Below are 20,335 nucleotides of genomic sequence, written 5' to 3' on the forward strand. Positions count from 1 at the left end.
TTCAAATCCTGCTCCCGCAACCAATACTTCCAGTCAGATATCAAGCACTTAGCGCCCAAAGGGGCGCTTTCTGCGTTCAGGGCCAGCCCAATCATTGCTGCCAGGGCACCCTCCAGTTCGATCTGCACACCATCCCGTTCATGTTGGATCATAACACGTTCGATCAAGCCCCGGATAACCTGTGGCTGAAGCAACTGCCCTTCAGCCAAGTGTTCCGCTGCTCCTAGGTGTCTACGAATTCGCAAACAGCAGGCTCAATGTGAGAGCGCATGTTTTCTGCTCTTAACTGGCGGATATTTTAGGTGTCGGTAAACCAAAGATTTGCGACAATCTCTTGAGCTGTGCCTGTGGTGCTACCAAGCGCTCGGCTAAAGCAACATTTTCCTCTAACAGCGCGAGGCAAATTTCTTCCTCTAGATCGTTTGCTAGTTGCAGCAATAGATAAGCGGCTTCCGCGCTAGTCGTGTTATCATCAATAGTCGTGGCTCTTCCCAGTCTGTTTGTGGATATCTGTGGCATTGTCCATTTTCCGGTTTGTCTTCATGTTCAAGCCTATCTGTACGCGAACCGCGATACCGTGGACTTATCGTTGACGTATCGTTGAATTTTGCAGGCGGTGTTGGAGGCATGCATGAGACCTTGGGTGTTGAATCTGAAGGACGGGATTTTGTCATCGGGAACGAACCACTCAAAACTGTCGCCAAAAGCAACCGAGGTTCTGGACTACCTGATATCTGAGACAGGGGTGTTGTTGTCTCGAGAGGAAATACTTCAGGCTGTTTGGCAAGGCTCGTTCGTGAACCCTGACCTGGTACGAGAGTACATATTTGAGATCAGAAAGGCTCTTGGCGACGATGCTAAAAAGCCAGTTTACATCGAAACTGTAGGCCGGCGCGGATTTCGTCTCATTGGAGGCATCTCCACTCTGCCCGTTCCGACGTCTTCCACAAAACCTTCTCCTGCACGGTCCAATAAACTGCCACCTGTGAAGTTCTGCCACTCGAACGACGGCACTTCAATTGCACACACTGTTTCTGGCGAAGGTTATCCATTGCTGATTTCCGGAAGCTGGATGACACATCTGGAACAGGACTGGAGCAATCCGGCCTACGGAGACTACATACGGCATCTTTCAGACAGTTTTTCTGTCATCCGTTATGACAAGCGCGGAAATGGGTTGTCTGAATGGGTAGATGTTGACATTAGTTTTGAGCGCATGGTCGACGACATGGAAGTCGTGATCGATACTTACGGTTACGAAAAGGTGGCCATATTAGGCTTGTCACAAGGTGCATCTGTGTCGGTGGCATATGCTCTTCGGCACCCGGGGCGAGTTTCCCATCTTTTGTTAAGTGGGGGTTACTCAAGAGGACGCAGGCAGCGCGGCAATGAGTCGGAAATTGAAGAAAGCAAAGCTCTCGTCAATTTGATACGAAATAGCTGGGGAAACGAAAACCCTGCGATCCGGCAAATATTAACTTCCATGTTCATGCCGGACGCCACCAAAGAAGAAATGCATTGGTTCAACGAATTTCAAAGGATATGCGGGCCGGCTGAAAACATCGCCAAGTTTCGTGCCTTGTTTGACGACATAAACGTTGCCAGTTTGCTACCCAAAGTTTCTGTGCCCACATTGGTTCTTCACAGCAACAGGGATGCCATAGCTCCACTTTCTGAGGGAAAACTACTGGCGTCTGAAATCCCAGGGGCATCCTTTGTGCAACTGAACAGCCCCAATCACCTGCTCTTTGCGACAGAGCCGGATTTTGACAGAATGATAGCAAGTATCGACGACTTCATTCGAACTTAGCCTGCAATTCTCCGGTCCGCCTATGCTGATAGTCCGCTGCCCGTGGTGCAACCTTTCGTGTCACGTACATTGAGTGTCCGCATAGGCCTGCAAGCAGTCTAATGCGCTTGCAGCTTCCAAGGCAGGCGGCGATGACTACAATGGGCTCCGGTGCGGACCTTGAAACGGATTTCTTGATTGTCACTTTTTCCGTCCAAAGCCGCCATTATTTCAAACAGACAGGAAATACGTAGAGATGGCTTTTTAGGATTAGTAGTTCCGTTAACGTTCGATATAGGCCAAACCCTGCTCCCGCAACCAACACTTCCATTCAGATATCAATAACTTACAGGCCGCCCCAGGGGCGGTGTTTCTATTTGTGCCATCACAGCTGGAAGCACTCTGGAAGCAAAAGGGATTAAAAAATACGCCGCTGGTCCCCAACGGTATTTTGCGTCACTCTGGTACAAGGTCTTCAAGTTCCGGCATCAGAACAACGCTTTCCTGTTCGTTCGGGTCCGTGCGTGCGATAACTGCAACTGCGGGTTCATTCCCATCGTTGAACGGAAGGTGCGGAGTGTTTGATGGAATATAGATCAGGTCTCCTGCTTGCGTTTCCATAACGTGTTCTAGCCTGTCGCCCCAATACATCTTAGCAGACCCGGAAATCACATAAATCGCGGTTTCATGTGTCTCATGTTTATGCGCCCTGGCGCGCCCTCCGGGCGGGACCGTGAGCAGATGCATGCAGATAGCTTGGCTTCCTACCGTCTGTCTGGCGATGCCTTCGAAGTAATCGAACCCCTGTTTCCCGGAATAGGTTTCGCCGGGGCGCAGTTTCGCACAATCCGCCATCTAGGTATTCCTTCCTAAGATTTGAGCGAGAGAATGATACGCCAGCTTCGCCTGGAAACGTAGGGAAATCAGAAGCGGGTTTTGGGCGGAGATTCTAACGAGCCTTATGAACGAACCGCATACCGGGTGATACGGCCTGAGATACATAAGGACGAAGAAAACCACGTTTGCGGACGTTACTCATACCAAACTGTGCACGTAGCCATGACAGATCCGTACCTCGCCCCCCCTCCAAAATCTTCCCTGTTGGGCGGTCACATGGCGTGTTGCCATTGAAGACCTTTGGAAAGATTTCATTACCTCGGGTCAGAGAAAGGGTCCGGAGGGGTATTCAATCGCAGATGCCGCATGAATGCCCGTGCGATCCTTGGAACCGGTTTTTGATCAGAGACCACAAAATGGCCCCGGTACCGCATTGGAGATTCAAATCGGACAAATGCCAGGTCGGGAGATCGGTAATGGTAGACGGGAAAGGGATTGATAACAGACAGCCCCAATCCTTCGCGCGCCATGTCGGCGGCGGCGAATGAGGTTGAAACTTCGGCAACGATCCTCGGTTTAGCGCGCACTTGATGAAGCAACCGGTCCAGCTGCCCGCGCCGCCCATGTCGATACGTCAGTGCGATCAACTCTTGCTCATGCAAGTCTGAAGGCGTCAGAACGGTGCGTTCAGACAGAGGATGTTCGGGTCGCATGACGCAAACGGCTGGTGACTCGCGAAATGGTATAAGTTTGATGCCAGCGCGGCTTTGTTCAATCCCGGTCACGGCAAGATCAAATCGGTTCTCAAGCACGCCAAGTGTGACCATATCCGACGTTGTCACCTCAAGGTTCACGAAAAACCCGGGATTCCCGCGAATGAAACTGGCGATGAGGGAAACGATGTATCGATGAGCATAGCTGGGCGGTGCAACGAGGCGCAGTGTTTCCTGCACAGTTTCGCCCGGACCATCGATCCTGTCCAATGCCTCGAACAAAGGATCCAATCGCATATTCAGCCTCACGGCTTCTTGCGTCGGTCGCAATCTGCCTGCATCCCGTTCGAACAGTGTTCTGCCCAATCGATCCTCCAGGCTGCTGACCGAGCGACTGACCGCGGATTGAGATAAGCCAAGCTGTCGGGCGGCGGCGGCTGTTGTTCCAGACTGCATGAGCGCACGGAGCGCCTGGTATTCCGGCAGAGAATGCCAGTTGCGAGGTTTCTTCATCGCTGGGCGCCCGCATGATTCCGACTAGCTCTATGAGTAAAACTCATCAAGATTTTTTGCAATCATGATGATTGCGTCTGTTAGCGTGTGTCGAAATGACACTAACCTGGGAAAAACGAGTTTGAGCACCTCCCCTCTTATCTTTGATGGGCACAATGATGTTCTGTCAAAACTGGCCTCGTCAGGCGGTCTGCCCGAAGCGGGCCGCTTCCTGACCGGGCTCGAAGGTGCAATCGACTCTGTTAAATCCAAGGCCGGTGGATTTGGCGGAGGCTTCTTTGCCGTCTGGGTCCCTTCGCCTATCGATGCCGATGCTAAAATGGAAGAAATGGTCCAGCCTAGCTATGACCTGCCGCTTCCCAATCATATAGACGCCGAAGATGCTCTGCCCTCAGCGCTGGGGCAGATTGCCATATTGCTGGAACTGGAACGTTTGGGGGCGTTGAAAGTGGTTCGATCAGTTTCGGATATTCGAAACAGCATGGCGCTAGGCCAGATTGCGGCCATTTTTCACATCGAGGGCGCCGAGCCGATTGATGCCGATCTGCATTCGCTTGACGTGTTTCATGCGGCGGGGTTGCGATCATTGGGGCCCGTGTGGAGCCGACCCAACATTTTTGGCCATGGTGTGCCGTTTAGATATCCATCGGGGCCGGACACTGGCCTTGGATTGACGGATCATGGACTGCGGCTTGTGCAGCGATGCAATGCGCTGGGTATCATGTTGGATTTGTCCCACCTCAATGAAAAAGGTTTCTGGGATGTAGCGCGGTATTCGGATGCGCCTTTGGTCGCAACGCATTCGAATGCCCACGCCATCTGTCCGCACGCGCGAAATCTGACCGATGATCAGCTTCGCACCATCGCGGAAAGCGACGGGATGGTCGGGTTGAACTTTGCCACTGCGTTTCTGCGTGAGGATGGTCGGATGCTGTCCGATGTGCCGTTGATGCAGGTTCTGAAGCACCTTGACCACCTGATCGGGATAATGGGTGAAGACCGGGTCGGGCTTGGGTCCGATTATGACGGGGCGGTCGTGCCGGACGACGTGAAGGACATCTCGATGCTGCCTCGATTGAGAGATGCCATGGTGACCCATGGATACGGCGAAGAGCTCATCAAGAAGCTCTGCCACGAAAACTGGTTGCGTGTTCTTGAGAAGACCTGGGGCTCGTAACCGTTAGTGAAGACTTGATGACAGAGAGGACAAAATGAACGCATTTAACAGATTGCTTACCGGTGCGGCGCTAGGATTGGCGCTGGCCGTGACCTCGACTTCGGCAATGGCCGAAACGCCGCCGAACATGTTGGTTATCGCGCATCGTATCGACGACATCACGACGTTGGACCCGGCCGAAAGCTTTGAGTTTGCGGGTTCGGATGTCAGCCGGAATGTCTATCAGAAGCTGGTGAACTTCGACCCGCTCAATCTGGATGCTGGCTATCAGCCCGACATCGCTGAAAGTTGGGATGTGTCTGAAGACGGCAAATCGATTACCTTCAATATCAGGGAAGGGTTGACCTTTCACTCCGGAAATCCGGTGACGGCCGAAGATGTTGAATTTTCACTGCGTCGGGCGATCATTCTAAACAAGACCCCGGCCTTTATCCTGACCCAGTTTGGGTTCACGCCGGAAAACGTCGAACAAACGATTGTCGCGGACGGCAACACTCTGACGATCACGACGGACAAACCCTATGCGACATCCTTCGTTCTGAACTGTCTGACCGCTACCATCGGCGGCATTGTCGATAAGAAGACGGTGATGGAACACGACAAGGATGGCGACTTGGGCAATGAATGGCTCAAGACCAATACTGCTGGATCTGGGGCTTATAGCCTGGTCAGCTGGAAACCCAATGAAAGCGTAACACTGAAGTCGAACCCCGATTTCTACTTGGGTGCTCCGGCCATGGAGCGTGTGGTTGTCCGTCACGTTCAGGAAAGCGCCAGCCAGCGCCTGTTGCTGGAACGTGGTGATATCGATGTCGCGCGCAACCTGAATCCAGAAGATGTTGCCGGCGCTTCATCTGTTGCCGGCGTAAAGATTGCAGACGAGCTTAAGGGCCGCCTGATGTATGTTTCGCTGAGCCAGAAACATCCCGAGCTTAGCAAGCCTCAGGTTCGGCAGGCGTTCAAATATCTGGTTGACTATGAAGGGATGCGCGACAGCTTCCTGAAGGGGCAATACACGATCCACCAGAATTTCCTGCCCCAAACCTATCTCGGTGCCTCTGACGAGACGCCGTTTAGCTTTGATGTGGAAAAGGCCAAGGCCCTGCTGGATGAAGCAGGTGTAAGCGGGCTTGAGATCGAAGTTGGTGTGCGTGAAGCGCAGGAACGGATCGAAATCGCCCAGTCGCTCCAGAATGCGCTGAGTCAGGTTGGCATCACGATGAACATCACCGTGGGGACCGCCAAACAAATTTTGGCGCGGTATCGTGCGCGGGAACTGGATGTTTACCTTGGCGCATGGGGGCCGGACTATCCTGACCCGCAGACGAACGCCGGTACCTTTGCCTATAACCCGGATAATTCGGACGAAGCCAATGCCACAGGATTGCTGGCGTGGCGGAATTCTTGGGATACCGGCGGGCTGACCGAGAAAACGGACGCGGCCGTTATCGAAAACGACACCGCGAAACGCGCTGACATGTACAAGGAAATCCAGGCCGAGTTCCGCGAGACTTCGCCGTTTGTCATCATGTTCCAGCAGATTGAGCAATCGGCCCTGCGTGAAAACGTGACGAATTTCTCAACCGGTCAGGCGATTACATCGGCGTCGTATTGGCAGGTGACCAAGTAAATGGCACTGGCCGAAAGACCAACTGAGGGGCGCCGCTCGGCGCCTCTTATCCATTGGATCAAGAGTATCCTAAAAACTCTTGGCACTATCGCAATTACAATGCTGGGTCTGCTTTTCGTGACCTTCATCATCGGTCGCGTGATGCCGATCGACCCGGTACTGGCAATCGTCGGTGAACGCGCATCGCAATCGACTTATGATGCGGTCTATCAACAGCTTGGTCTTGATAAACCGCTGTTGGTTCAGTTTGGATATTACCTTTGGGATGTTCTGCACGGCGATTTTGGCGATTCACTTCTGAATGCCCGCCCGGTTTCTCAGGATATTGCCCGCGTCTTCCCTGCCACGCTGGAATTGGCGACTTTAGGCGTTCTGATTGGAATCTTTCTGGGTGTTCCGCTTGGTGTGATCGCCGCAGTCAAGCGCGGATCGTGGATCGATCAGATCGCCCGTGTGGTCGCGCTTGTCGGGTATTCAATGCCAATCTTCTGGCTGGGGCTCATGGGGCTTCTGGTCTTCTACGGGATACTCGGCTGGGTTGGTGGCCCGGGCCGCCTGGATATCTTCTACGAGGACATAGTGCCCTCACGCACTGGGCTGATTTTGGTAGACAGTGCCTTGGCCCAGGATTGGGATGTCTTCCGCAATGCGTTGTCCCATATCATCCTGCCCGCGGCATTGCTGGGGTACTACTCGCTTGCCTACATCAGCCGGATGACCCGATCCTTCATGCTGGAACAGTTGTCAGCCGAGTATGTCATCACCGCCCGCGTCAAAGGGCTGTCTGAAAGACAAGTTATCTGGCGCCACGCCTTCAAGAATATCCGGGTGCAGCTGATCACAGTGATCGCACTCAGCTATGCCAACTTGTTGGAAGGATCAGTTCTGACCGAGATCATCTTTAGCTGGCCGGGGATCGGCAGCTATATCACGACGGCTTTGCTGAGCGCCGATATGAATGCCGTTCTTGGAGGAACCGTTGTGGTCGGGCTGATCTTTATCTGCCTGAACATATTCTCGGACCTTCTTTACCGTTTCTTTGATCCGAGGTCGAAATGAGCGACATGACCTTGCGCCAGTGGCTGCTGACCGACGAGCCGACTTCGCGCCGCCATGCCAGATTGGCCAGCTTCTACAAAGGCTGGCTGACTTTGCGATCAAACTCGATGGCAATGGTCGGGTTGGCGATTCTTGTCGTCCTTGTTCTGACAGCGGTCTTTGCGCCTTTTCTCGCGCCGCACGATCCCTTTGTTCAGAGCCTGTCCAGCCGACTTCTCCCCATCGGGGCTGAAGGGCACCTGTTGGGAACCGACAGCTTGGGGCGGGATATTCTGTCACGCCTGATCTTTGGGGCGCGAATTACACTGTACATCGTAGCTCTTGTGGCGCTCATCGCACCGATTGCGGGGCTTCTGGTCGGGACTGTTGCGGGATATGTGGGGGGATGGACGGATGTGATCCTTATGCGCATCACGGATATTTTCCTCGCTTTTCCACGACTTGTTCTGGCGTTGGCGTTTGTCGCGGCGCTTGGGGCAGGGATTGAAAACGCTGTTCTGGCTATCTCACTCACGGCGTGGCCGCCCTATGCACGTATGGCGCGTGCAGAAACCCTGACTATCCGGTCAACCGACTATATCAACGCGATACGCCTTCAGGGTGCCGGGCCGCTGCGCATCATCACCCGGCATATCTGGCCGCTTTGCATCTCATCTTTGATCGTGCGTGTCACGCTGGATATGGCCGGGATCATTTTGGCTGCCGCCGGCCTTGGTTTTCTGGGGTTGGGGGCACAACCTCCAAGCCCGGAATGGGGTGCCATGATATCCGAGGGTCGAAGGTTCATCCTTGACCACTGGTGGGTGGCCACGGTGCCGGGGCTCGCAATTTTCACGGTTTCGCTGGCCTTCAACCTGTTGGGTGACGGGCTGCGGGACGCGCTTGATCCAAAGGACGGTGGGCAATGAACTTACTCGACATCGAAGATCTGTGGGTTCGTTTCCCAACCCGTCAGGGCGTGTTTGACGCCGTGCGGGGCGTGTCGTTTTCGCTGGGGCGCGAGCGTCTGGGGATCGTCGGCGAAAGCGGCTCGGGCAAGTCGATGACGGGACGGGCCATTCTGCGCCTGATCCGAAATCCGGGTATCGTGGAGGCCAAACACATCAATTTGGAAGGCCGAGATCTGATGAAGCTCAGCGAGCGCGAGATGCGTGAGGTGCGAGGGAAGCAGATCTCCATGGTGATGCAGGACCCCAAGTTTTCTCTGAACCCGGTGGTCACCGTTGGCGAGCAACTCATGGAAGCATACCTTCAGCACAATTCCGGCTCAAAGGCCCATGCTAAGAAGATGGCTATCGAGATGTTGGATAACGTCTCAATCCGTGATCCTGAGCGGGTGATGCGAACGTACCCGCATGAGGTGTCTGGGGGTATGGGGCAGCGCATTATGATTGCGATGATGTTGATTCCCAATCCCAAGATACTGATTGCCGATGAACCAACTTCGGCGCTTGATGTCAGCGTTCAGCGGCAGGTGCTGAACATCATGGATGGATTGGTCAAGGAGCGGGGGATGGGTCTGATATTCATCAGCCACGACCTGAATCTGGTGTCTGAATTCTGCGACCGTGTCCTCATCATGTATTCAGGTCGGATCGTCGAAGTTTGCGAGGCTGACAAGCTGCATCAGGCCCAACATCCCTATACCCAGGGCTTGCTGAACTCGCTGCCGCGCCTTGATGAAAAATGTACCCACCTGAGTGTTCTCACACGCGATCCGTCTTGGTCCGAAGCCCCGAGCGTGAGGGGCTGAAATGAAGGCACTGGAAATCAACCATCTGAATGTCTGGTTTGGTCATGCACACGACCGGGTCGATGCGGTGAAAGACGCAAATCTTGAAGTCTCTCAAGGCGAGAGTTTTGGCCTTGTGGGCGAAAGCGGGTCCGGCAAGTCGACAATTCTGAGGGCAATAACGGGACTTGCACCGCAATGGTCGGGCACAATCCGCGTGGAAGGTCAGGCGATATCCGGGTCCCGGCGGGATCGGTCATTCTTTCGAACCGTCCAGATGGTGTTTCAGGACCCGTATGCATCGTTACATCCCCGACATACTGTCGACCAGGTCCTCAGTGAAACAATTCATCTGCATGGGTTTGGTGATATCGATAAACGCGTGAGCGATTTGCTCAACGACGTCGGACTTGGGCAAAGATTCCGGTTTCGGTATCCACACCAGCTTTCCGGTGGTCAAAGACAACGCGTGGCAATCGCAAGGGCCTTGGCAGGTGAGCCGGACATCCTGCTTTTGGACGAACCCACGTCAGCTTTGGATGTCAGCGTTCAGGCCGAGGTTCTCAACCTGTTGACTGACCTGCGCAAACAGCGCGGATTGACCTATCTGATGGTGTCTCACGATCTTCCGGTTATCGCACATATGTGCGAGCAGTTGGCGGTCATGAGAAATGGTGAAATTGTTGAGGTCATGTCCTCGGAAACACTGCGTTTTGGGAACCCAAGCCACGAGTATTCCAAGCAATTGTTGACCGCCTCTGTTGCCCCAAACCAGTAGCGACTGTTCGTTAGAAGCAGGATTATTCTTCGTATGATCATTTCGGGGGACGCACGACAGCGTCCTTTAGCTTTTCCGGTGTGAACGCACCTTTTGATTGATAAGGACCGTGTTGGCACTGCAGCAATCGAGATATTGGAAACGGCTACAAATTGTGTAACCGTGAAGCATGCAGGTAATGCAATATGAATTCCAGCTACGAGGTCACTGATGAAAAGCAAGGTGCAATACTTGGCGATTGCGGTAGCGTTACTGATCGCACCGCCTGTTTCAGCCCAGCAATCTGATTGGTCTTTTTCGGGCACAGCTTATCTGTTCATGGCCGAAACAGATATTTCTCTTGCAACACCAAGTGGACCAATCGACGGTACGTTGAGTTTTTCAGACGCTCTCGAAAACCTGGATCTTGCGTTTATGGGCAGTATTTCAGCGTCTAACGGGCGCTGGTTGTTGCTTGCTGATTACAACTACACCGATTTGGCGTTTAGTAACTCAACTCCCGGCCCGGCGTTTTCGAGTTTGGATACCTCTGCCACCACGCAGTTTCTCAGCGGCTATGTCGGTTACCATGTTTATGAGACACCCGCGATCAGCGTGGCCTTAGCAGGCGGGTTCAGGTGGTTCAGCACGGAAACCACGTTCCGATTGCAACCTGGGGTCGCTGCTGGGCGAAGTGTGACGACCGACGACAACTGGACTGATCCGGTCGTCGCTGCCCGTGCAAGAGTTCGGATTTCTGACAATTGGTCAGGGACCGGGTTCGTGGATTATGGCGGGTTTCGGAGCGGTAGCGAAACCTGGCAAGTTTTGCTGACTGCAGATTATGAAATCAATGACAGATGGCTGATCCGCGGCGGCTACCGGTATATTTCCTTCGATCATGAGATCAACGGCAATGATTTCAGGTTTGACCAATCAGGTCCGCTGCTGGGCGCAACGTACAGGTTCTGAAGACAACGTCAGGCGCATCCCTGATACTAACCTATGTTGCAACAGCGGCGGAGCGCGGTTGTTTCTAAGGGGTGTCGTCGCTCGATAGTCCAGAAACGTACAGTCTGATTTCAAATAAGCTTTTGCTTTTTATGATTATTATTTGACTTTGGTAAGTGGCGGTGGGGACGGGACTGATATCCAACCTTCTCCACTTTCCAAGACGTCGTTTCTCTTGCAGAGCGGGTCTCTAGCTCGGTCAGCCAGTGGCTTCGACTATGGTCTCCACGTCGAAAAGTAGCCGTCGGATGCGGTCTAGTATTTTCTCACTGTTCGCCACGTCAATGCTGGCGGTCTCAAGGATCGTGGCATGCCCGGTTATGCGATGGCGGGCGTGAACAACGTCTTCGGTTCCAAGGCCTGGGTGATGGGGATAGAGAAGGGTCAAGCGGGGAGCGTGGTAGAGCTGCGCATAGGCCATCATCTGATAGACGTCGGCCTGTGAGACGCCCTGCTTAGGATCATCAATCCGTGAGGATATGCGCTTCCACTTGGTATCGATGACATGGCTTACAGTTCCACCCCTGCGGATCAGGATGTCGGGCTTGGTCTGGAACAGCCCACGTTCGCTGTCCTGCGCGCTGAGGCAGAACAGGCGTCCACCTTGAAGCGAAACGGTCTGTCCAGTTCCTGCTAATGCTCGAGAGATCAGCCGTCCGACATATTCTTCGAACAGTGCGTTCATCTCGAACAGCATAGCGGTTCCCTCACCCGTTCCGCCTGTCGTCGTTTGGTAGCGATCATGCAGGAAGAGACGCGCCATGGCGAACAACTCTCGCCAAGACTGGTTGGTCCGGTCGATGACGACCTCGTCCCATCGCAGAGCAGGAACCGGAACATCGGCGATGTCGGCGTAAACAAACGCTAGCTCGCGCAAGCGCTTCTGGTTGGCGCTGCGCCGCGAGAGGCGAAACAGGTGAACCACTGCCGCCTTCATGATCCGATTGAGCGGCGTGTCTTCCGATAGAAGATCGAAACGGCAGGCGAGGCGTGAAGCATTGACAGCATGACGGGTGAATTGACGGTTCAAATCGAGCTGACCACGCAAAGTCGGCAGATCTTCTTCGCGCCCGATATAACGCCGCGGCATGCCCTTACGCAGAGTTTCGGTCAGCTTGTCGCAAAAGATGCGGATCAAGATTTCCAAGAGCGTTTCGCGCTGCCAGGCGAGATCGGTAATGCCACCGAGGTCGATCTTGAGGTCAAGCGCTACGGCAAGCATATGCACTAGGCGTTTCCGGATCGCGGCGTTGTCGTGATTGGGTGTTTCACCGGGCGCCACATCGATCTTTGGCAGGATCTCTAAGCTTGCATCGCCCACCGCCAGAATTCCAACTACGCCGCGAGCACGCAAGGCGTTCCTGCCATGCTCGAGTACCCCGCTGCCGCGGCGTCCGGCGAAGGCCGAGCGGGCCGCCAGCGCCGCCAGTCGGTCGGCATGGTGCACCGCAATCTGACCCTCAGTCTCGCCATAGGCTATCTTTTCCCACTCACGAACCGTGTAGGCGGGCATCAGGCTGCGAAGTCCGAGAAATCAAAGCTGGTCTTCACGCTCCAACGCCGCTTGTCTCCGCCGAGATCATCGTCGCCGAAGCCGGCTGGCGCCTCCAATCGTCTGGATTCGAGGAAGCGGGAGCAGTTGGCACCATCACCGTCACCGAGCACTGCGGCAACCTTTGACCAGTCCTCGTAAAAGTACTCCGCCAACAGCGGGATGACCTTGTGGCGCATGACGTCATCCAAATCGGCGCGGGTAGTGCAACCGGTGAAGTAAGCATGGCCGATCTGGTGTTCCCGATCGAAAAGATACTCGATCCGCTCGTTGAGGGTGCGCAGAAGCTTGCACAGATCGACCCCGTCGAGATTTTCGGCATCAAGCTGCCGCGCCGCCAGCGCCCGCCGCAGTTCTTCAACGTCGGGCATCAGCTCGCGGAAGGTGAACCGGCGACGCAAGGCGGTATCGAGCAGCGCAATTGATCGGTCTGCAGTGTTCATTGTGCCGATAATGTGCAGGTTGGCCGGCACGCCGAAACTCGTCCCAGAATAGGGAAGCCGAACTCTGACTTCGTTTTCGCAACCGAGCCGCTTATCAATTTCGAGCAGCGTGATCAGTTCGCCAAAGACTTTGGAGATATTTGCGCGGTTGATCTCGTCGATTATGAGGACATGCGGCCGCGCACTGGCCACCGGCCGCTCGGCATTAGGATCGATCACCACCGATTCCAGCGCATCCCAATCGATCCTGTTCGGATCGAGACGATAGGCTGACTGACGGCGGAAGTTCCGGGCGTAGAAAGGTGCGCGCTCCGCTCCGTTGTCGTCCCGCCAGATCCATTCAACGTTGCGACGATGCGGATGGAAGTCGGCGTCGGCATCAAAATAATACTCGCCGCTCACGCGTCCGAAGGCGCGATAACTGTCACGGCCATCGGAGATGACAACATAGTCGCCGACCTGAAGGCCGGAACGAAACGCGAAGAGCATTTCGATATTGGGATCCTTGCCAGATGCATCAGCATCCTTTTGGTCGTTCCACTCCTTTCGGATTTCTTCGAAATCGTCGAACCGCTCGTCCGACCAGTCGATATCACCGCCCCAGCCGAGATGGATCAATCCGCCATCGAGGCCTTCGCGAATTCGGCTTTCCTGGCTACCGCGCTGACCAAGAGCAATCTTGTAGATCGGGCGCGAACGGTCGAGCCGCTTTGCCGGCGCATCGCCTGTGTCGAGTCTTGCCCTTTCGCTGATGATCTTGAATACGCCGGAATGGGGCTTGAGGCTGAATCCGCCAGAAGTGCTGGCGCCATCGTCGTCACCTTCCTGTTCGCTTCCTGTCGTCGGCCGAAGCCCTTCAACAAAATCCTCATAGGAAAATGACTGGTGGAACGTCACGAACTCGATCCGACCTTCACCAGCAAGGCGGCGGTACTCGGTCATCAGGGCATCGCGATCATGGCGCAAAGGCTCTGCCGCGTTCCCGCCCAAGCATAGGCGCACCGCCTCCCAAGCCGTGGCGTAGGTTTTCCCGGTTCCCGGCGGGCCGTAGAGGATGAGATTGGTGGCGGTGGGCATTGCGGTCATTGGTTCAAAGGTCATGGGTTCGTGCCCTTCCGCCGAGGTGAGCTTATAGGTGAAGACGGTGGAACTGCTGGGATTTGGCAGGGTGTGGTTCGGGGGCGGAACCTCCGCGAGTTTCTGGAAATCCTCGCTCCCGAGCGCGCTACAAATTGCCGGATGCCGATCGTTCAGACCGATGTCGCGACCGAGGTCGCCTGCTCGGATGGCAACTTCTGCTTCGCCGTTCTCGCGAGCCGGTTCGATATAGTAGTTGCGTGCGCACAGGCGGATGCGGTTGGCACCTACGATCAGGTGTTCGTAGCGCTCAGGCGAGGCAACCGGCGCGCCTTCCGCATCGACGATGATGTAGCCCGCATTGTGGAGCTGGGCCGCGGCATCGGACTTTTGCCCCCAGCCTCCATTGAGTTCCGTTTTGCCGCGCAAAAAGCCGACGATCGGCTTTGAGGGATAGATCCTGTTGGGCCGCTCGCGTGTCGATCGCACCCAGTAATCGCGCGGCTCGCCGAAGGCGTCGAAAATCGCGGCGTGCTCGCCCGATTGGCGATAGCTGTCGTAGGCGTCCATCGCCCCCTCGATCGCCTCGCGCGAAAAGGATGCTGTGTCCTCTTCCTTGTAATTGTGGACGACCCACAGTGCGCCTTGCACATCGATCATGTCGCGTGGCGCCAGCCCCTGAGACTCGAAAGCGCTGCGGACCGCCTTCATGAAGCGCCATTCGTCACGATAGGTATCAGCCATAGACGAGTGATCGGGGAACCGACTGCCCACAGCTTGCAGCCATAGATCCTGACGTACGGAATGACGGATATAGATGCCCTCGTTGGGGGCGAGATGCATGAGTAGGAATTCGCCGATCTGACGGGCCGGATCGGGCTTACCGTTCGGCACAGCCGCAATCCAGGCGTTGACGAAGGCCTCCAGCGCCGCAGCGTGGCCGTCAGCTGCGCCAAGCGCGGCATCGACGAGTTCGCGCAAGGCGGGCCAGAGCTTTTCACGATCCGCATCACCCTTCGGCGACATCGGCCAATAGGCGCGCCATTGCAGCAGATTGCTTTTGGCGAGCGCGGTGTGCACGGCATCTGCGAGATCCTGATCGGATCCGGGTTGCGTGATTGCTGCCTTGAGCTCGGCTGCTATCTCAAGCTTATAGGTTCGCTCCGCCTCGTCGAAACGTGGGTCGGGAAGATCAAAGCGATCAAGGGCGGGAAAGAAATGGCGAAGGCGCTCGATCCAGCGCGTGATCGCCGCCGGGTTCAAAACCAACTCATCTTCAGAGTTTAACAAGGCCCCCAGCAGTCGGCGCAGGGCCTCGGCGTTATCGACCCGAACGACAATGCAGTCAGTATTGCCAAAGGACCAGTCACGGCTGAGGGCGGAATGCCGCCCACCATCCTTCATGCCGCTCTGATAGGGTCGCAGCTCGCTGGTAAAGCCGCTCGCCTCGGCGCGATTGCGCCACTTTGCATGAAGAAAGATGTTGGCCGGATTCTGCATCTCCCACAGTAGGCGCTCACCACCGCCAAATTCAAAGGACACCATTTTCTTGGTGACCCCTCCACCCGGGCGCAGGCCCGAGCCGCGCAGCACGTCGAAAAGCGCCCTGCGCAGCGGTAGGGGGCGGTCGCGTTCATTTTCATCGAGCCGTGCCTCGAAACTCTCCCACATTCAAAAATCTCCGAGTTTAGACAATGCGCAGAGCGTGTTCACCAATCGCATCTGCTCGACGGTTTCGCATTTCGCCTCGCGTAGACGCGGTGCGCCGAAGACCAGCGCCAGCCCCTTGGCACGTGAGACCGCCACGTTGATCCGGTTGAGGGAAAACAGAAATTCCATCCCGCGCGAGGTTTCTTCTGCGGAGGATGCGGTCATGGAAACGAGGCAGACCGGCGCCTCCTGCCCCTGAAACTTGTCCACAGTTCCGACGCGAACACCCAATGGAAGGGCATCCCGCAGAGCGTTCACCTGAGCGTTGTACGGAGCGACGACAATGATGTCCGTCTCGCGCATCGCCCGCGTGCTGCCGTCCTTCTCCGTCCAGCTTCCGCCAAGGAGCTCAGTGACGGTTTTGCCAATAGCGGCGACTTCTTCCTGTGCAATCTGTGCATTACCCTCATGCGGGACCGGCACCCAGAAAGCTCCGGCTTCGGGAAGCGCCGTGCCTGTCACGCACTGGTGAGCAGTATCAGGATGGCTGCTCAGTCGGCCTTCATAGACCTGTTCCGAGATGAACCGACAGACTTCAGGATGCATACGCCGGGATGTGGGAAGGAAAATTCCCCGGTCGGCTGGAACCGTCGCATGCTCACCGAGCATCCAATCCAGGCACGACAGGTTCGCAGGCTCGGGATGCGCTCCTTGAATGACCTGCGGCAACTGGCGTGGGTCGCCCACAAGCACAATGTTTCGCGCGGCACGCCCCATGGCGGCCATGTTGGCAAGTCCGACCTGGCCTGCCTCGTCCACGAACAGCCAATCAAAGGCCTGAACATTTTCGTCGCGCGAGAAGAACCACGCGGTGCCGCCCACGACATGCCCGCCGTTGGCGGCCTCTGCGTTGTCGGTCGTACGATGAACATCGCAACCTTCGGGATAACCATCCTCGCTGCCAGAAACCTTGTGCACGAGTTCGAGATTGATCGGCAGGTCTTCGTCTTCCAACGCTGAAAGACAGCCCATCAGCACATTCCTGATAGCCTCGTGGCTGTTGGATGCGACGCCGACGCGATGGCCCTTGCGCACCAAAGACAGGATCGCGCGTGCACTCACATAGGTCTTGCCGGTACCAGGTGGCCCCTGAATCGGCAGGACCGTTCCATCCATGTCATTCACCACGGCAATAGTGCCCGCTACAGGTTCTGCCCCGCCCAAAAGATCGCCTCGTGGGCCTGAGCCCAGACGCGGTGCAGCGCGCGACAGCAGGTCGTCCACCGCCGTGTACCGGCGCGCCCCGCACTGATCGGCGATCACATCGCGCAAAGCACCGGCAATGACACCCGTCTGGATCGGCCAGTCCGGATGCAGCGTTAGCTGATCCGCCAGAAGGTCGGCCTTGCCGGGACCTGCTTTGACCGTGATCTGGCGGGCGCGGCGATCCATGGTCTCGATTCCGACCGTTGTCGGGGGACTGTCGAACACCGGAACCGTCGCCTTCTTACCGCTCCGCAGTTTCGTTTCCTGTTCGGGATAGGTGTATCGGCGCGCAAAGGATCGCTTGACGGGTTCGACAGGGCCCGCTGCCTCAAGCCCGCCAAGCGCATCGAGATCGTCGAGCAGATCATCTACGTCCTTCGCAGCGCTATCGAATACGGCCCATTGCGCGGGCTTCACCTCGCGGCTGTGAAAAACGCCGAGGTTGAACAACATATCCTGCCGCGCCTCCGGCAAACCTGATGCTGCCAGCAGGTTGCGCAGAGCTTGCGTATCGGCGTCCTCTTCGACCTCTTTATCACCTGCATCCGGGGCAAGTGTCGGCCAAGGGCCAGCAGGCCGGATTCCGACCAGCCAGTCGCGCAATTCCTCGGTCGAGATACAGTCGACGCGGTTGTAATCCTCGATCTCGTCCAGAATCTGCTGGTCCTGCGTTTCGCGCCAGCGCTCATATGCCACGACCGAGCCACCCGCTGTCTTGACCTCGCCGTCGCGCTTGCGGTCGTAAAATGCTTCCATCGATTTGATGGAATAGTTCGGCTCCGATCCGATCAGCCCGCCGCGGACCACGGCGAATAGATCGACGAAACGGCGTTCCCTTAGCAGCCGGTCAAGGAAAGCCTCTCCGATCCCATATTTCGTGGTCAGGCGTTTGAGCGCTGTGATCTCGTATGGCGCGTAGTGATAGATGCGCGCAGTGGGATATTGCGAAATCCGTGCGCGAAAGAAGGCCAGCAAGTCGGACAATGCCCGCGCTTCGGCATCGTGGTCATGGGCCCAGAACGCCTTGAACGCCCCGTCGAACCAGATGCCATGCAGGTATTCGAGGCCGCCCTCGTAGTGTGGATCGCCTTCAATGTCGTAGAACAGGTCGCCGGGCTGGGGTTCCGGCAGGAGGTCGAAGCCTTTGCCAGGCTCCAGTGCACGCAGTTCGAAATCTGGCTCCCCGGTTTTGCGAGCCTGCTGCAGGCGGGCTTGAGTGACCAAACGGGCTTGGGTGTTTTCGGCCATTCCGCGCACTGGGTGATCCAGCGTCGAGAGAGCCTCCAATGTGTGAACACCCGCTGATTCAAGCTTTTTGACCTGACCACGGCTGATGTTGGCGACGTTGAACAAGCTGTCTTCGACCTGCCAGACACTGTTGCAATGATCAGCCCAGCGGCACAGACCGCAATCAGAACAGGGCACCGGGCGTGTCGGCTGTGGGTCAGCGACGAAGGCTTCCAGCCGCGCGCGCGCCATCCGAGCATAGGCCGCGTAGTCTGCCAGACGCAGCGTCGCGCGGGTACCGTCTCCCAATTCGACATGTGCGAACTCGGGCACCACCCCCTGAATTTCCGCCAACAGGTCGGAATACAGAACCAGCTGAAGCACATGTTTGGGATCAGCCCGACGTTTCAGCTTGGTGTCGGCCACTTCATAGTTGAACGATCCAAGCGCCGAGGGTGTCTCGACACGCTCCAGGAAGTCAGACCAGCCGCCCCAGTTTCCCGACAGAAACGCGCCCTGAAACACAACATCCGGACCAGCGGCTAGCGCCGAGCGCGTGGCTTCGGCGTTTTCGCCAAGCTTGCCGCGCTCGATTTCAATGACGGTGCGCCCGGCCTCCTTCAGGTGGGCGAGATGCGCCGCCTCATGGGCATCGCCCTGCTTTTGCAAAAGCGCTGCGTCCTCGGTGTTGTCGCCCGGCTCCGGGCCCGTTCCGCGCATATGTGCCAGATCAAGGGTGGTCGCATGTGCGCAGCCTGTGAAGCGCATGAGATCCGTGGCGGACAAGAATATGCGACCGTCGAGATCCCTCATGGCTACTCCATTACCTATGCAAATCAATCTCCAAGGGAATCACCTCGACAGACCGCGAGGTCATCAATACCGTTCGAGGGTGTCAATTTCTGGCATGGAGATCAAATGTCTTTTGCAAAAGCGCAGGATTTGCTTCGCCTTGCCCAGATGGCGGCGTCCCGCCGAGGTGGTGTTAGCCTTGAGGACATCTGCGCCGAGTTCGATGTGTCGCATCGCACTGCTCAACGGATGACTGAGGCTCTCGAAGCAACTTTCGTGAACGTTTCGACCGCCGACGATGCCGAAAGACGGCGTTACTGGCGAATGGACGCACCCTTGCCGGACCGACTGCAGCCCCGACAGGAAACGGCGATCGAGGCGCTGGAAATTGCGGCGCGTACCGCGCGCGATGAAGGGCGTATACGACATTCACGCGCTCTGGAGGATCTCCGTGACGGGCTGCTGGCGCGATTGAATCCAAGGGACGCGCTTCGGTCGGAGGCCGATGCAGAGGCAGTGCTGGCTGGATTAGGCCAGGTCACGCGCCCGGGCCCTACCGTTACGCTGAAGCCTGCCGTGACAGATGCTGTCATCGAAGCGCTGCGCGGTCCCTTCAGGCTGCGCGTCAGCTATGGCGCGCAGGGCGCTGCGCCGCGTGTGATCGAGCCGCATGGCATGCTACTGGGGCACCGCAGCTATCTCGTCGCACGGCAACCCACGCGTGGAGTAGACATCCTGAACTTCCGCATGGATCGGATTCATGAAGCGGAGGTTCTGAACGAAAGCTTCCAACTGGCCTCGGGTTTTTCCTTAGTGACCTATGCCGCTCAGGCGTTTGGTGTCTATCAAGACCCCGAACAATACGGCGAAGTCGTGTGGCGCTTCTCACCGGAAGCCGCTGAGCGAGCCGCCGAATTCCTTTTCCACCCAACCCAAGTTGTCGAGCCTCAGGACGATGGCAGCCTGATCGTCAGGTTCAAGGCGGCGGGCTGGCTGGAAATGGCATGGCACCTCTATCAATGGGGCGACAAGGTAGACGTGTTGGCGCCCCAAGGCTTGCGCGAATTGATTGCGGGCCACCAGAGGTCGGACTTCGACGCTCTGCCATGA

At 56.4% G+C, this 20,335-nt stretch carries 15 protein-coding genes and 1 pseudogene; 9 read left to right on the forward strand and 7 right to left on the reverse strand.

Annotation, left to right across the window (positions count from 1 at the left end):
* Positions 1–282 precede the first annotated feature (282 nt).
* Complete coding sequence (locus AC2FLO_RS18980) at positions 283–519, reverse strand: hypothetical protein (RefSeq protein WP_480585314.1); 237 nt, start codon at positions 517–519, stop codon at positions 283–285.
* Positions 520–631: 112 nt separating this feature from the next.
* Here AC2FLO_RS18980 and AC2FLO_RS18985 point away from each other — a divergent pair, with 112 nt between their 5' ends.
* Positions 632–1,810 (forward strand): alpha/beta hydrolase, encoded by a 1,179-nt coding sequence (locus AC2FLO_RS18985; protein WP_496752002.1) that lies wholly within the window; start codon positions 632–634, stop codon positions 1,808–1,810.
* A gap of 435 nt (positions 1,811–2,245) precedes the next feature.
* Here AC2FLO_RS18985 and AC2FLO_RS18990 read toward each other — a convergent pair whose 3' ends face one another.
* From AC2FLO_RS18990 to AC2FLO_RS19000, 3 genes and pseudogenes are all read right to left on the reverse strand, one after another.
* On the reverse strand, positions 2,246–2,644 hold the full coding sequence (locus AC2FLO_RS18990) for a cupin domain-containing protein (protein WP_480585319.1): 399 nt from the start codon (positions 2,642–2,644) through the stop codon (positions 2,246–2,248).
* A gap of 296 nt (positions 2,645–2,940) precedes the next feature.
* On the reverse strand, positions 2,941–3,636 hold the full coding sequence (locus AC2FLO_RS18995) for a LysR substrate-binding domain-containing protein (RefSeq protein ID WP_480623005.1): 696 nt from the start codon (positions 3,634–3,636) through the stop codon (positions 2,941–2,943).
* A gap of 24 nt (positions 3,637–3,660) precedes the next feature.
* Positions 3,661–3,852 (reverse strand): annotated as a pseudogene (locus tag AC2FLO_RS19000) (helix-turn-helix domain-containing protein); the annotation flags it as partial.
* Between the two features lie 121 nt (positions 3,853–3,973).
* On the opposite strand from AC2FLO_RS19000, the gene AC2FLO_RS19005 reads away from it, so the two are divergent.
* The 7 genes from AC2FLO_RS19005 (at position 3,974) to AC2FLO_RS19035 (ending at position 11,179) form a co-directional block, all read left to right on the forward strand.
* The gene (locus AC2FLO_RS19005; RefSeq protein ID WP_480486513.1) at positions 3,974–5,029 is read left to right on the forward strand and encodes a dipeptidase; all 1,056 of its coding nucleotides are present in this window, start codon (positions 3,974–3,976) and stop codon (positions 5,027–5,029) included.
* Between the two features lie 34 nt (positions 5,030–5,063).
* Complete coding sequence (locus AC2FLO_RS19010; protein ID WP_480558694.1) at positions 5,064–6,659, forward strand: ABC transporter substrate-binding protein; 1,596 nt, start codon at positions 5,064–5,066, stop codon at positions 6,657–6,659.
* Positions 6,660–7,718: an ABC transporter permease gene (locus AC2FLO_RS19015; RefSeq protein WP_480506613.1), complete on the forward strand. Its 1,059-nt coding sequence runs from the start codon at positions 6,660–6,662 to the stop codon at positions 7,716–7,718.
* Complete coding sequence (locus tag AC2FLO_RS19020; RefSeq protein WP_480545830.1) at positions 7,715–8,626, forward strand: ABC transporter permease; 912 nt, start codon at positions 7,715–7,717, stop codon at positions 8,624–8,626. The genes AC2FLO_RS19015 and AC2FLO_RS19020 overlap by 4 nt, the downstream gene beginning before the upstream one ends.
* Positions 8,623–9,471, forward strand: coding sequence for an ABC transporter ATP-binding protein (locus tag AC2FLO_RS19025; protein WP_209598734.1), 849 nt, complete (start codon positions 8,623–8,625; stop codon positions 9,469–9,471). Before AC2FLO_RS19020 ends, AC2FLO_RS19025 begins: the two co-directional genes overlap by 4 nt.
* A 1-nt stretch (position 9,472) precedes the next feature.
* Positions 9,473–10,228, forward strand: coding sequence for an ABC transporter ATP-binding protein (locus AC2FLO_RS19030; RefSeq protein ID WP_480585330.1), 756 nt, complete (start codon positions 9,473–9,475; stop codon positions 10,226–10,228).
* Between the two features lie 210 nt (positions 10,229–10,438).
* Positions 10,439–11,179: an outer membrane protein gene (locus tag AC2FLO_RS19035; RefSeq protein WP_496752005.1), complete on the forward strand. Its 741-nt coding sequence runs from the start codon at positions 10,439–10,441 to the stop codon at positions 11,177–11,179.
* Between the two features lie 238 nt (positions 11,180–11,417).
* Here AC2FLO_RS19035 and AC2FLO_RS19040 read toward each other — a convergent pair whose 3' ends face one another.
* Genes AC2FLO_RS19040 through AC2FLO_RS19050 form a run of 3 tightly spaced genes read right to left on the reverse strand, consistent with a single transcriptional unit; the run spans position 11,418 to position 19,246 of the window.
* Positions 11,418–12,731: an McrC family protein gene (locus tag AC2FLO_RS19040; RefSeq protein ID WP_496752006.1), complete on the reverse strand. Its 1,314-nt coding sequence runs from the start codon at positions 12,729–12,731 to the stop codon at positions 11,418–11,420.
* A complete protein-coding gene (locus tag AC2FLO_RS19045; RefSeq protein WP_496752007.1) occupies positions 12,731–15,961 on the reverse strand; it encodes a DUF8426 domain-containing protein in 3,231 nt (1,076 codons plus the stop codon). The genes AC2FLO_RS19040 and AC2FLO_RS19045 overlap by 1 nt, the downstream gene beginning before the upstream one ends.
* Positions 15,962–19,246 carry a TM0106 family RecB-like putative nuclease gene (locus AC2FLO_RS19050; RefSeq protein ID WP_496752008.1) on the reverse strand — a complete coding sequence of 1,095 codons (3,285 nt, stop codon included), beginning with the start codon at positions 19,244–19,246 and terminating at the stop codon, positions 15,962–15,964. It abuts the gene before it with no gap.
* 105 nt (positions 19,247–19,351) lie between these two features.
* Between AC2FLO_RS19050 and AC2FLO_RS19055 the strand changes: the two genes are divergently transcribed.
* Positions 19,352–20,335, forward strand: coding sequence for a helix-turn-helix transcriptional regulator (locus AC2FLO_RS19055; protein ID WP_496752009.1), 984 nt, complete (start codon positions 19,352–19,354; stop codon positions 20,333–20,335).

Source organism: Ruegeria sp. TASC047 (assembly GCF_059612445.1).